This window comes from Micromonospora craniellae, assembly GCF_014764405.1.
In the GTDB taxonomy this organism is placed as follows: Bacteria; Actinomycetota; Actinomycetes; order Mycobacteriales; family Micromonosporaceae; genus Micromonospora; species Micromonospora craniellae.
Genome location: NZ_CP061725.1, coordinates 3,350,208 through 3,363,104 on the forward strand (window position 1 = coordinate 3,350,208; position 12,897 = coordinate 3,363,104).

The window sequence follows — 12,897 nt, forward strand, 5'->3', positions numbered from 1 at the left end:
TCGTCGGTGGGCGGTCGAGCAGGCTCGATGAGCAGCCCGGCGACCAGGGGTAGACCCTCCACATGCGGAGGGACAGGGCATCGGTGACGCCGTGCGCGGTAGTCCAGTGGGCGGACTCGCATCAGCCTCCCGATTCGCCGAGGATCATGCTGTTGAAGTCGGTGACGCTGGGAAACCCGTCGTGGACGGCGCGGAGGAGTCCGTGCCGGCACAGGTCGTATGCCAGAGCGCGGGTCTTGCCCATCTCCTCGGCCGTCGGGAACTGCTTGCCTCCGTGTACCAGCGCGCTGCGGACGCCGTACAGGTGATTGAGGTGACGCGCGGTCTCGCGGCGGCTGGCACCGGCTGGGGTTAGGTAATGCGCGCCGTGCATGCGAAAGCGGTAGGCCCTCCCTGTCACGCTGATGTGAGACAGCCCGTCTACCAGGGGATACTCTTCCTGGACGGCCCTGAGGAGAGCACATCAGCATGACGTCGAAGCCCCATGAGAGTCTGGATCCGGACGCCCGGCCCCAGCGGCGGACATTCACCGCGGAGTTCAAGGCGAGGATTCTGGACGAGTACGAGTCGGCGCCGGATGCGGCGGCTCGCGGGGCGATCCTGCGCCGGGAACGGCTGTACGGTTCACACCTTCTCGACTGGCGCAAGGCGCGGGATGCCGGAGCCGCGGCCGGCCTGACGGACCGGCGGCAATCGGCTGCGCGGGCGGCGAAGAAGGCCGAGAACGCTGAACTTTCCCGTCTTCAGCGGGAGAACGCCCGCCTGCAGGCCGAGTTGAACAAGACCCAGACCGCGTTGTCGATCATGGGAAAAGCTCACGCGCTCTTGGAACTGCTCTCCGAGAGCGCGGATGCCGTGGCGATGCCGAACTCGTCCTCGCCGAGGCGCAGGCGGCGCTGACGCCGTTGTGGGGCATCGCGCCCGCGTGCCGGCTGACCGGCCTGTCGAGGGCGACGCTGTATCGCCGTAGTGCCCCGCCGCTGGTCTCCCGGCCACGGGCGCCGCGTAAGCCGCCGCCGTCCGCGCTGACCGAGCCTGAACGCCGGCAGGTCCTGGACCTGCTCAACAGCCCGCCATACGTGGATCTGGCCCCGGCGCAGGTGTGGGCCCGCGAACTCGACGAGGGCCGCTGGTGGTGCTCGGAGTCCACGATGTACCGGATCCTGCGGGCCGCCGGGCAGACCGGCGAACGCCGCAGCCAGGCCACCCATCCGGCCCGGACCAAACCCGAACTGGTCGCCGACGCCGCGAATCAGGTGTGGTCGTGGGACATCACGAAGCTGCGCGGCCCGGTCAAGGGCGTCTGGTTCCACCTTTACACGGTGATCGACATCTGGTCCCGCTACGTCGTCGGGCACATGGTCGCCGCCCACGAGGACGGCCAACTCGCCGAAGCGCTGATCGCCGACCCCTCCCTGTCACGCTGATGTGAGACAGCCCGTCTACCAGGGGATACTCTTCCTGGACGGCCCTGAGGAGAGCACATCAGCATGACGTCGAAGCCCCATGAGAGTCTGGATCCGGACGCCCGGCCCCAGCGGCGGACATTCACCGCGGAGTTCAAGGCGAGGATTCTGGACGAGTACGAGTCGGCGCCGGATGCGGCGGCTCGCGGGGCGATCCTGCGCCGGGAACGGCTGTACGGGTCACACCTTCTCGACTGGCGCAAGGCGCGGGATGCCGGAGCCGCGGCCGGCCTGACGGACCGGCGGCAATCGGCTGCGCGGGCGGCGAAGAAGGCCGAGAACGCTGAACTTTCCCGTCTTCAGCGGGAGAACGCCCGCCTGCAGGCCGAGTTGAACAAGACCCAGACCGCGTTGTCGATCATGGGAAAAGCTCACGCGCTCTTGGAACTGCTCTCCGAGAGCGCGGATGCCGTGGCGATGCCGAACTCGTCCTCGCCGAGGCGCAGGCGGCGCTGACGCCGTTGTGGGGCATCGCGCCCGCGTGCCGGCTGACCGGCCTGTCGAGGGCGACGCTGTATCGCCGTAGTGCCCCGCCGCTGGTCTCCCGGCCACGGGCGCCGCGTAAGCCGCCGCCGTCCGCGCTGACCGAGCCTGAACGCCGGCAGGTCCTGGACCTGCTCAACAGCCCGCCATACGTGGATCTGGCCCCGGCGCAGGTGTGGGCCCGCGAACTCGACGAGGGCCGCTGGTGGTGCTCGGAGTCCACGATGTACCGGATCCTGCGGGCCGCCGGGCAGACCGGCGAACGCCGCAGCCAGGCCACCCATCCGGCCCGGACCAAACCCGAACTGGTCGCCGACGCCGCGAATCAGGTGTGGTCGTGGGACATCACGAAGCTGCGCGGCCCGGTCAAGGGCGTCTGGTTCCACCTTTACACGGTGATCGACATCTGGTCCCGCTACGTCGTCGGGCACATGGTCGCCGCCCACGAGGACGGCCAACTCGCCGAAGCGCTGATCGCCGACGCCGCCGCCCGCGAACGCGTGAACCCCGATCAGCTGACCGTGCACGCCGACCGCGGCGCCGCGATGACCAGCAAGACCGTCACCCAGCTGCTGACCGATCTCAAAATCGGCCGCAGCCACAGCCGGCCCAAGACCTCCAACGACAACCCGTACATCGAGGCCAGCTTCAAGACACTCAAGTACGACCCCACGTTCCCAGAGCGGTTCGGATCGATCCAGCACGCCCGACAGCACTGCGAAGCGTTCTACAGCTACTACAACCACGAACACCGGCACTCCGGGATCGGCCTGCACACCCCGGCATCGGTCCACCACGGCACCGCCGGACAGATCCGTGAACAGCGGCAACGCACCCTCGACGCCGCCTGGGCCGCACATCCCGAACGGTTCGGACGCCGCCGTCCCCAACCACCCCGGCTACCGGACCGGGCATGGATCAACAAACCCGACAACAGCCACCCGGAACAGGCCGTGACCTCGGCCGGAGCCCCTCTTCCACCAGCACAAAGCTAAACAAAATCAAGAAATTGTCTCAGTTGACTTGACAGGTTCCGGACGCCGCCGCCCGCGAACGCGTGAACCCCGATCAGCTGACCGTGCACGCCGACCGCGGCGCCGCGATGACCAGCAAGACCGTCACCCAGCTGCTGACCGATCTCAAAATCGGCCGCAGCCACAGCCGGCCCAAGACCTCCAACGACAACCCGTACATCGAGGCCAGCTTCAAGACACTCAAGTACGACCCCACGTTCCCAGAGCGGTTCGGATCGATCCAGCACGCCCGACAGCACTGCGAAGCGTTCTACAGCTACTACAACCACGAACACCGGCACTCCGGGATCGGCCTGCACACCCCGGCATCGGTCCACCACGGCACCGCCGGACAGATCCGTGAACAGCGGCAACGCACCCTCGACGCCGCCTGGGCCGCACATCCCGAACGGTTCGGACGCCGCCGTCCCCAACCACCCCGGCTACCGGACCGGGCATGGATCAACAAACCCGACAACAGCCACCCGGAACAGGCCGTGACCTCGGCCGGAGCCCCTCTTCCACCAGCACAAAGCTAAACAAAATCAAGAAATTGTCTCAGTTGACTTGACAGGTTCCGAGGAGAGATCTCCGTGCCGGGTGTCGGCGTCGTACGGCAGCAGCAGCGCTTCCAACGCCACCGTGAAGTCGACGATCGCATCGGCGCTGCCGGCCCGCGCGATCCCCAGTTGGAACCGGTGTAGTGCCAGGTCATGCGTGTTACCTGGGGCTGCGATGTGGCGATCGTCGAGGTGACGGGCCGTGGTGACGGCGTCGGTCAGTGACTCGACCGTCAAAGTCACCGGATCCTTTGATCCAACCGGGGCCTGAATCGGACTGCTCCACCGTCCCGAACCGTGCCAGGCGGGCACCCGTGCCCCGGCGGCGATACTTGCGCCGACTTCATGCCCGTGCAGGGCTAAGGCGAGCAGAAGCCGTTCCACCGACTCCCGGGGTGGGAAGAACCAGTTGTTTCGCGGCCCGATGGACGTGATCTCCAGCAACGCGGTGGGTGGTTCCGCCGTGGCAGATCCGGTTCGCCACATCCGGTAGTCCGGGTTGTTGGGATACCACTGGTGCTGCTCGACGCCGTCCAGCATCCTGACGGTCACCGTGCCGACCGTCAGCGGCCCACCGTCGGTTGTGACCACGTTGACCAGTGGGGACTGGGTGCGGTAGCGAAGCGCAGTGTCGGCGGCTACGTCGAGTACCTCGTCGGCGAACCGTGCTGCTGTCTCGGTTACGGCGTCCCCGCGTATGAGGTGGTGGCGTAGTGCCGGGTAGATCAGCATCCGAGCCACCCAGTCAGGCCCATCGACGGCGAAGTCCGGTGGGTGGCCCGCGTCGTCTGCCGTTCGGATGAGCGGCCAGTTCCGGCCACCTGACGGGGAGTAGAACGGCAACGTCGACGAATGTTCGGTGAGCAGTGCCTCCGCGACCTGGCCCAGTGCCTGGACGTCGGCGGGCGTCACCCATGGAGCATGGCGGCGTTCGATCGAGTAGTCGTGCAGCGGGCTGCGGGCAGTACGGTACGACTCGACGCTCCACGAGTCCTTGGCACGCACCACGGCGTACCCGGTGGCCGCCTCCATGGGCGGCAGACCCAGCTCGCCGAGCTTGCCGGCGACGCTGGCGGCACAGGATCCGTAGAGGTCGATCAGCCTGGTCCGGAGGTCAGGGGCTGCGCTGGTCACCTCGACACGATCTCAAGCGATTCCGCGCGGCTCTAGCACCAACGCCGTTCAGTTGAGGCAGTGACTGGTTGGTCAAGGCTCAATGGTGATGACGTCGATGCTGGTGGTGGCCTTGTAGGTGCGGTGATCGATGTTCGGTCCGCGGGCCAGCCCGGTCGGACGCACCCGATCGACCGCGAGTTGTATCTGCCCGCAGTTGGTGCGACGATCCCGCCCGCCGTACCGAAGCCGGCATCGTGGCGGGGGGCGGGTTCGCCACGAACCGGCCCTGAGGTTGCGGATGCTGGAACGCGGCATCACCGCTGGCCTGCCGGCGAGGTAGTCACCGCGTACGAGGCCTACGGGCAGGACTCCGAGTTCCGGACCCGGTTGCTTCGGGTTGCGGCGGGACATCGGAATCGTTGCGGGGTAGGACAGCATGGCGAGGCTCCCGGTCGGGACCTTGAGTCCTGGTCGACAGACTGTCCTGCCTAGAGCCTCGCACCTATCGACTAGCGGGCCTACCGGACCCGCGCCGAGCTGCAAGATCATCTTCGAAGGGGCTGCTCTATCCAGCTCGGTCGCGCCCCACCGTGGCTAAGGGGCGGCGCGGTGATTCGCTCGTTCGGTGCGGGCCGAGGTGGGAACGCTAGTGTCCAGTTCATCACGCTTAGTAATTCTGCCAGAGAATTTTGGACCTGCATCGGTGGTGCCGGGCGGTGCCCCGACTCCGGTTGCGCCATGCCGGGTATGGCGCATCGGCTGACCTCGCGTTGGCAGCCCTCGGCCGGACTGCGGGAGGGGGTGGGGGCTGACCTTCCCGCGCGCAGATCTGTCGTCGGAGGGTGGCGCGAGCTTTCGTTACTCACCGAGGTCGATGTTGACACGAGCCGCCATGCATGTTTCGCTCTAGTTGAAGCCAGATAGCATCGACGTTCACAAAATCGGGGGATTCATGAAACGTCTCGGCACTTAATAAAATTTTCTGGGCAGGCTGCGGCCATTCGCCGAGCCCTCGCCATTGTAGGCCAGGGGTGGAGCCCGTGCGCAGCGACAGCTAAGCGGACGCCCGGCTCGTCTTCTTGTCGCTCAACATCTTCGCCCGTGCGAAGAATGAGGCGTATTCAACGCTGCACAACCCGCTCCCGGGTGGCTATGGCCCCCGCACGCGAAAGTCTGTGGCCAAAGCAAGAATGCCGCAGCTTAAGGTGCGTCGCGATGATCGCGATCATATATCTGACCCACTGTCCCAGCCTGGAGGTTTATCTCACCGTGAGCACTGATTCGATCCCCGCCGCAGCGGCACCCTCCGACCTGACCATGGACGACCTTGCCCGGGTACTGTTCGGACACGCGGCATTTCAGTACTTGAATGCCGCGTGTGAGCTGGGGTTGTTGGACCTCCTGCTCGACGACCCCAAGCTGACGAAGCCGGAGATCGACCTACGTCTTGGCCTCGACGAGCGGGCCAACGACATTCTTCTCCTCGGCTGTACGGCGCTCGGCATTACCAAGAAGAGCGACGGCCGGTACGAGACTGCACAGGTCTTGACCGACATGCAGGAGGGTGGTGATCTGCAGCGCTTGAAGGACACCGTGGCCTTCGAACAGTACATCGTCTACGAGGGGCAACTCGACTTCACGGAGTCGCTGCGGCGCAACCGGAACGTGGGCCTGCGCCGAGTGCGTGGCACCGGTGCCAACCTCTACCATCGCTTGTCGGAGAACCCCGAGCTCGAGCGGGTCTTCTACACCTACATGCGGTCCTGGTCGGAGCTTGCGAACAGGGAGCTCACCAGGGAACTCGACCTGAGTGGGGCGAAGCACCTGCTCGATTGCGGTGGCGGCGACGCCGTCAACGCCATCGCCCTCGCGAAAGCGAACCCGCATCTCCAGGTCACGGTCATGGAGATTCCGGCGACGGCGCGAATCACCAAGCGACGGATCGCCGACGAAGGACTCAGTGGCCAGATCGACGTAGTCGCGGGCGACATGTTCAACGATCCGTTCCCTAGTCAGTGCGACGTGATTCTCTTCGCCCACCAGATGGTCATCTGGACGCTTGAGGAGAACACGCATTTGATGCGTCGGGCCTATCAGGCGTTGCCTGACGGCGGCCAGCTGGTCATCACCAACTCGATGTCGAACGACGAAGGTGATGGACCGACGGTGGCCGCTCTCGACAGTGTCTACTTCGCGTCCCTGCCCTCGGAAGGCGGCATGATCTATTCGTGGGAACAGCATGAAAACTGTATGCGCGAGGCCGGCTTCAAGAACATCAGGCGCAAGCAGTTCAGTGGCTGGACGCCGCACGGGATGATCACGGGCCAGCGGTCGTAGTTGGCGGTTGACCTGCCGAGGTGGCATTGGGTCCGGACCGCAGAAGCTTCCACCGTGCCTTGGGGAAGGAGGTCGTCCATGAGTTCCGCGCCGCACGACGATCAGCATCATCCGACGGAACAAGCAGGAGGCGGTCGCGTCTATGACCGGCATAGGCACGGTGTCCACAATCTTCAGCGAGCGGAAGTGATCGCGGACCCTTACCGCTACATTCAGCAGCTCCAAGAACTGGGCCCAGTGTTCTACGACGAAACCAGTCGGGTCTGGGTCTGCACTGGCTACGAAGAGTCGGTGAAGGTGCTCACCCGTCACGCCACGTTCTCGTCCGCCAGACTAATTGGCTCCGAGGAGTTGCAGAGCAGAGGGCTGGGGGAAGCCGCTGACGTCGTAGGGATGCTGCAGAAGCAACTCCTCTTCAAGGACCCGCCTGCTCATACCACGGTCCGCGAAGCTCTCCGGGAGCACTTCTCCGGCCCCCGTGTCCGCGCCTGGGGCCACGTCATGCAGGACATCGTTCGCCGGGCACTGTCAGGTCTACCAGCACACGGAAACGCGGACATCATCGCCGACTTCGCCGCCAACCTCTCCACGCCGCTCATCGCCGCCCTGCTGGGGATGGAGGGGCGGGAGAGCGAGATATCCAGGTGGGCGGACGCTTACGAGACCCTCCTCGGCAGCGTCTCCGCCCTGCCTGACGTACGCGACAAGACAGTCATACCGGTGCTCGCCGACGCACTGGCAGCCCTGCAGGCGGCCGGCCGTGACCGGCTGGACGGCGAGCAGGAGGACCTCCTCAGTGCGCTGGTCCGAGCAGGGCGTCCGCACGAACTCGATAAGTCTGGTGTCGATGAGCTCCTGTACGAGGTCGCGGCGAACTGTGTCGTCCTGGCCGGTGGCGGCTACCAGACGTTGACCCATCTGGTATCGACCGGGTTGCGCCTGTTCGACCGATACCCCGAACAACAACGGCTCCTCCGCGAGGTCCCCGATCTCATCGACTCGGCCGTGAACGAGATATTGAGGTTGGACGGCTCAAGCCAGTACCTCGCACGGCGCGTCACCGAGACGACACTCCTCGGCGGTCACGAGATCGCGGCCGGACAGAGTGTTCTCGTCCATCTCGGAGCAGCGAACGTGGATCCACGGAAGTTCACGGATCCACTGTCTTTCGACATCCAACGCAGGGAGGCCCGACACTTGGGCTTCGGTCTCGGTCGCCACTACTGCATCGGGGCACCGTATGCCGAGCGTCTCGCCGGGATAGCGATTCTCCAGTTCCTGGAGAAGTATCCTGATTACAGCTTTGACGATGATCCTGAGGCCTTGCGTTGGGGCCCCCACCCCAACACCCGCTGTCTGGCGACGGCGCCGATCCGACTCGGCCGGCATGAGGGCCAGCCTGCGGATTCTGCTCCTGCTTCTCGCACAGACGGTCTTGCGGACCGACCGCGGAGCGGAGCCGCGGAGGCCTCAGCCACCCTGCGTTGGAGCGGCACCGTCCGAGGTCAAGCCGACCACGATCCCTGGCACGTGAAATTCTCTGCACAGGCGACGCTGCAGCCGGACAGCATCGCGGTGGAAGCCGAGACCGAAGCTCTCACCTATCGCGAGCTGGACCGTCGAAGCAACACACTCGCCTATCAGTTGCGTAGCTTCGGCGTGCAGCCGGAAACAGTCGTTGCCATCGTGATGGAACGGGGGACGGACTTCGTCTGTGCCGTGCTCGCCGTCGCGAAGGCGGGTGGCGCCTTCGTCCTGGCCGACGTCACCTGCCCCCGAGACCGACTTGCCGGAATGCTGGACGAGTCGAAAGCATCCCTGGTGTTGACCGACGCCGCATCGTTCGTCGAGTTTCAAGCCTTCTCGCTACGCACGCCTACGGTAGTCGTCTCGACCTCACCGGACCACGAGTCGGCGCCGGTCACCGGAGTCAACGTAGGAAACACCGCCTATGTCGTCTTCACGAGCGGATCGACTGGCCGGCCGAAGGCGATCGCCATCAGCCACGAGGGTGTGTCGAACCTGTACGAAGGACTGAACGACATCTTTCGGCTTGGCCCCACCGACCGGGTGCTGCAGTTCCTGTCGCCGAACTTCGACGGGTGCATCTCAGACATCGCCCTGACCCTCCTGTCAGGAGCGACCCTCGTGTTCGCAGACAGCGCGAAGCTACAGGTGGGCCCACCGTTGGCCAGGACGCTGAAGCGCCGAAGGATCACCTCCGTCATCATGACGCCGTCGGTGTGGTCGGGCCTGCCGTACACCGACCTTCCGGACCTCAGGATCGCAGCTGCGGCCGGCGAACGACTAGCCTCACCCATCGTTCGAAAATGGCGTGGCCAGCGTCGGCGATTCCTGAACATCTACGGTCCGGCGGAAGCGGCGGCGCTGACCGCGTGGCATGAGTGCGGCGACAGTGACGATAGGCCGCCCATTGGCCGGCCGGCGACGAACAGACGGGTATACGTGCTCGACGGCGACCGTCCCGTGCCCGTCGGGGTAGAGGGAGAGCTGTGTGTCGGTGGCATCGGCTTGGGTCGTTATCTCAATCGCCCTGACCTAATGGAGGAGCGGTTCAGAGCGGACCACTTCGTTGACAGGCCTGGCCAGCTCATCTATCGCACGGGCGATCGTTGCCGGTGGCGACCGGACGGAACCTTGGAGTTCATTGGACGAGCCGACCGGCAGGTGAAGATCCGAGGTCACCGAATCGAGCTGAACGAGGTGGAGAACGTCATCGCCGAGTTCGCACAGATCGCCGCCTGCACCGTCTATGAGGCAGACGGGCAGTTGAAAGCCAATGTCGTGGTCACCGAAGGGACCCTCGACGAGGAGGGGCTTCGGCGATTTCTTTCGCCGCGGTTGTATCCTCCGATGATTCCGTCCGTGTTCCAGCAGGTCGAAGACAGCGGGCGCACGATCAACGGCAAGGCCGACTGGCAGATCCCTCAGGCCAGCGGCCTGAAGGTTCGCTCCACCAGTAGCGCTCCGGGCACCCTGACGTGGCAGTCAGCGGAGCAACCCGACGGCGCGGACACGGCGTGGAACCAGGCCCGTGTGACCTGGGCCGTGGCCCAGTTGTTCGCCCAGTGCCTGCGGCTGCCGCTCCACCGGGTCAAGAGCCATTCCGACTTCCACTCACTCGGCGGGGACTCACTCTCCACCGCTGAGCTCTTCAACCTGATCAATGGGAGGTTCGGGATCTCAATCGAGTTCGAGTCCCTATTAGACAACTGCACGCCGGAAGTTCTGACTGTGGAAATCATCCAACAGATGCCGCCACAGCGCTCCGCCGCGCCACCCTCGACGCGGGTCGCCGCATGAGCGGCGAGCGGGGCCCGGACACACCTCAGCTTCGGGTGAAGGTCGGGGGCCCGGCCGATGCCACCGAGGGCAGCGTGCTGTACGTGCACGGCACACTGGACTCGTCGGCGAGCTTTAGCCGGGGCTCACGCAGATACCTTCCCCAGTGGCGCTCACTCGCGTACGACCGTCGTGGGTGGGGCCACTCGCGCCAGCCCGGGCACGCCACGTGTGGACTGGGTAGGCATGTGGCCGACCTGCAGGACATCCTGGCCAGGCACCAGCCCGACATCGTCGTCGGTCACAGCTACGGTGGCCTGGTCGCGCTCAATGCTCTCGGGCAGTCGCCAGCGCTGGCCGGTGCGCTCGTGGTTTACGAGCCACCGATCCGCTGGCTCCCGTGGTGGCCTGACCTGGCGCCCTGGGAAGCGCTCGTCCGAGAGACGGGCGCCGAGGACCCGACCGAAGCCGTCAGGGCACTGCGTGCCGCAGTGCTGGGGCGAGAGGTCACGAAGGGTACCGGCCGACCAGACGCTGACCTCGAGGACGGCCGGGCACTACTAGCCGAGATGTCCGACGCTGAACTCAACACCGTGGGATTCGAGCCGCTCACTTTCGGTGTACCGACTGTTGCAGCGGCCGGCGTGGACTCGCTGGAGCACGATCGCCGCACAACTCGTGGCCTAGCCGAACTCGTCCTGCGTGGCGTGTATGTCGAGCTTCCACGTACGGCGCACATCGCACACATCACGGATCCAGAGGCGTTCTTTGGTCTCGTACGACGCGCAAAGGAACTGCGGCGCCAGGCGGAGCCTGCGGGATCTGATCACCACCTGACGTTGTCAGACCAGACGTGACACGTGCACATAGGGAGCCTGCAGTGACCTTCGATCTTGCCGCACAGTACCTGCCTGGGATGTCGATCAGTGACTTCGAGCGGAGCTTTCGGGCCCGCTTTCCGCACATGGCATCGACGCTCTGGCTGAGTCGTCCGGGACGAAACGAAGTGCTGGGGCCGATGTTCGCGGAGCCAAACGAGTTCGAGTCCGACAGCACCGGCCGCGGAGACTCCTACCGCCAGGCTCACCAGCAGAGCATGGTGAAGGCGGTTGGAGTCGCGCAGCTTCTGGAGCTGGCGTCCGGCGAGTCGAGTGCCGCCGGGCTGCCGCCGGATTACCTTCTGCTGGACGTCCTTGGTGGTGACGGAACCGTCGCCCGGGCGGCGAGTCAGCTGCCGAACTGGTCCAGCCCTCGCCAGTGGATCCTGACCGGCGATCTATCGGGGCAGATGATCCGACAAGCTCTGGCGTACGAGCTCCCGGCGGTTCGACTCGCTGCGCAGTTCCTCCTGTGCCGCGACGAGACGTTCGGGGGCGTGCTCTTCGCCTACGGATCCCACCACATACCTGTGCATCAGCGAATTGCCTCCTACGCGGACGCCTTCCGCGTACTCCGGCCAGGCGGGCGTCTGGTCGTCCATGACTTCGAGATCGGCGCACCGACTGCGAACTGGTTCGAGACCGTAGTAGACACCTATTCGCCGAACGGACACAAGTACACGCACTTCAGCCGCGCCGAACTCGAGGCGGGGATGGCGGCGGCCGGATTTGCGGACATCGCGGTCAAGCCGATCTACGACCCGATCGTCGTGCATGCACGCGACGCTCACGACGCGCGACTGGGCATATTGAACTATCTCTCAGATTCCTACGGCCTGACCTGCGACGAGCAGGACGCCGGCTCTACCGTGGACTGGGTCGAGGACCAAGTGGCCAAGTGCATACAGTACGGGTCATATGGTCTGGAGCAGTTCGGCTCGATCGTGTCCTCGCCCGTGCGTGACAGCGGGACTCTGTCCGTGTTTGAGACAGCAGACGGCTGGGTTGGCGAGTTTCCCCGCACCGCCCTTGTTGGGGTCGGACGTAAGGATTGATCTCGAGCGACCTCGCAGCCCTCCGGTTCTTGCGCTGTCGGGCTGCGTACGGAACAACAACAACTTCCCCAGATCGTCGAACCGGGAGGCCGTGATGACTGAGCCTGAGATTTCGAGCCCCATCAGGAAAGACGGCAAGCAGCTGGTCTTCAGCCCATCGCGGTATGAGCCACAGATGGGTTACTCACGGGGCATCCGCGTCGGCAACCAGATATTCGTCGCCGGCACCACCGCTATCGACGCGAATGGAAAAGCGTGCGCCGAGGATGTGGGTGCGCAAACCGACTACGTCATCAGGAAGATCCAGGCCACGCTCCGCCAGTTGGGAGGAGAACTGCACCACGTCGTCAGTACTGTGACGCACCTGACGGACCTCAGCTACTTCGACGACTACGCACGAATGTTCCAGAAGTACTTCGGGGACATCACGCCCGTGAACACCACAGTCCAGGCGCCGCTTCTCCGACCGGACCTCCTTGTCGAGATCACTGCGACCGCAGTTCTCGTCCAGTCGAGCGATTTCACGAGCTCGAGCACCAGCTAGCGTCGCGGTACCGGAAACGATATCTGTAGCGACCCCTCGGACCTGCCGCGAGGCTGCCCGGTGGGTGATCCGGAGCAAAATGCCGGTCGGTGTGCCGGAGCTGGCGCCCGATCTCGAGCTTGCGAATGAGAGGTAACAAGGT

General features: G+C 65.1%; 11 protein-coding genes and 1 pseudogene. 10 read left to right on the top strand and 2 right to left on the bottom strand.

What is annotated here, in order from left to right:
- Positions 1-121: 121 nt before the first annotated feature.
- A complete protein-coding gene (locus tag ID554_RS15000) occupies positions 122-373 on the bottom strand; it encodes a hypothetical protein (RefSeq protein ID WP_117229952.1) in 252 nt (83 codons plus the stop codon).
- 95 nt (positions 374-468) lie between these two features.
- Between ID554_RS15000 and ID554_RS15005 the strand changes: the two genes are divergently transcribed.
- From ID554_RS15005 to ID554_RS15025, 5 genes and pseudogenes are all read left to right on the top strand, one after another.
- Positions 469-900 carry a transposase gene (locus tag ID554_RS15005; RefSeq protein ID WP_191088728.1) on the top strand — a complete coding sequence of 144 codons (432 nt, stop codon included), beginning with the start codon at positions 469-471 and terminating at the stop codon, positions 898-900.
- A 5-nt stretch (positions 901-905) separates the two neighbouring features.
- Positions 906-1,427 (top strand): DDE-type integrase/transposase/recombinase, encoded by a 522-nt coding sequence (locus tag ID554_RS15010; RefSeq protein ID WP_117231444.1) that lies wholly within the window; start codon positions 906-908, stop codon positions 1,425-1,427.
- Between the two features lie 63 nt (positions 1,428-1,490).
- Positions 1,491-1,922 carry a transposase gene (locus tag ID554_RS15015; RefSeq protein ID WP_191088728.1) on the top strand — a complete coding sequence of 144 codons (432 nt, stop codon included), beginning with the start codon at positions 1,491-1,493 and terminating at the stop codon, positions 1,920-1,922.
- A gap of 5 nt (positions 1,923-1,927) precedes the next feature.
- Positions 1,928-2,944 (top strand): IS3 family transposase, encoded by a 1,017-nt coding sequence (locus ID554_RS15020; RefSeq protein WP_113974893.1) that lies wholly within the window; start codon positions 1,928-1,930, stop codon positions 2,942-2,944.
- Between the two features lie 83 nt (positions 2,945-3,027).
- A pseudogene (locus tag ID554_RS15025) lies at positions 3,028-3,501 on the top strand (transposase); the annotation flags it as partial.
- Positions 3,502-3,507: 6 nt separating this feature from the next.
- Here the strand turns inward: ID554_RS15025 and ID554_RS15030 are convergent.
- Positions 3,508-4,656, bottom strand: coding sequence for a hypothetical protein (locus ID554_RS15030; protein ID WP_117230668.1), 1,149 nt, complete (start codon positions 4,654-4,656; stop codon positions 3,508-3,510).
- A 1,197-nt stretch (positions 4,657-5,853) separates the two neighbouring features.
- On the opposite strand from ID554_RS15030, the gene ID554_RS15035 reads away from it, so the two are divergent.
- From ID554_RS15035 to ID554_RS15055, 5 genes are all read left to right on the top strand, one after another.
- Positions 5,854-6,975, top strand: coding sequence for a methyltransferase (locus ID554_RS15035; protein ID WP_223884598.1), 1,122 nt, complete (start codon positions 5,854-5,856; stop codon positions 6,973-6,975).
- A 78-nt stretch (positions 6,976-7,053) separates the two neighbouring features.
- Positions 7,054-10,299: an amino acid adenylation domain-containing protein gene (locus ID554_RS15040; RefSeq protein WP_117230667.1), complete on the top strand. Its 3,246-nt coding sequence runs from the start codon at positions 7,054-7,056 to the stop codon at positions 10,297-10,299.
- Positions 10,296-11,135, top strand: coding sequence for an alpha/beta fold hydrolase (locus tag ID554_RS15045; RefSeq protein ID WP_117230666.1), 840 nt, complete (start codon positions 10,296-10,298; stop codon positions 11,133-11,135). Before ID554_RS15040 ends, ID554_RS15045 begins: the two co-directional genes overlap by 4 nt.
- Positions 11,136-11,158: 23 nt before the next feature.
- A complete protein-coding gene (locus ID554_RS15050; protein ID WP_147333574.1) occupies positions 11,159-12,211 on the top strand; it encodes a class I SAM-dependent methyltransferase in 1,053 nt (350 codons plus the stop codon).
- Between the two features lie 94 nt (positions 12,212-12,305).
- Positions 12,306-12,755 (top strand): RidA family protein, encoded by a 450-nt coding sequence (locus tag ID554_RS15055; protein ID WP_199489285.1) that lies wholly within the window; start codon positions 12,306-12,308, stop codon positions 12,753-12,755.
- Positions 12,756-12,897 lie beyond the last annotated feature (142 nt).

Coding starts and splice junctions, on each gene's coding strand:
- ID554_RS15000 (WP_117229952.1), bottom strand. CDS start 373: ATGCACGGCGCGCATTACCTAACCCCAGCCGGTGCCAGCCGCCGCGAG.
- ID554_RS15005 (WP_191088728.1), top strand. CDS start 469: ATGACGTCGAAGCCCCATGAGAGTCTGGATCCGGACGCCCGGCCCCAG.
- ID554_RS15015 (WP_191088728.1), top strand. CDS start 1,491: ATGACGTCGAAGCCCCATGAGAGTCTGGATCCGGACGCCCGGCCCCAG.
- ID554_RS15035 (WP_223884598.1), top strand. CDS start 5,854: ATGATCGCGATCATATATCTGACCCACTGTCCCAGCCTGGAGGTTTAT.
- ID554_RS15040 (WP_117230667.1), top strand. CDS start 7,054: ATGAGTTCCGCGCCGCACGACGATCAGCATCATCCGACGGAACAAGCA.
- ID554_RS15045 (WP_117230666.1), top strand. CDS start 10,296: ATGAGCGGCGAGCGGGGCCCGGACACACCTCAGCTTCGGGTGAAGGTC.
- ID554_RS15055 (WP_199489285.1), top strand. CDS start 12,306: ATGACTGAGCCTGAGATTTCGAGCCCCATCAGGAAAGACGGCAAGCAG.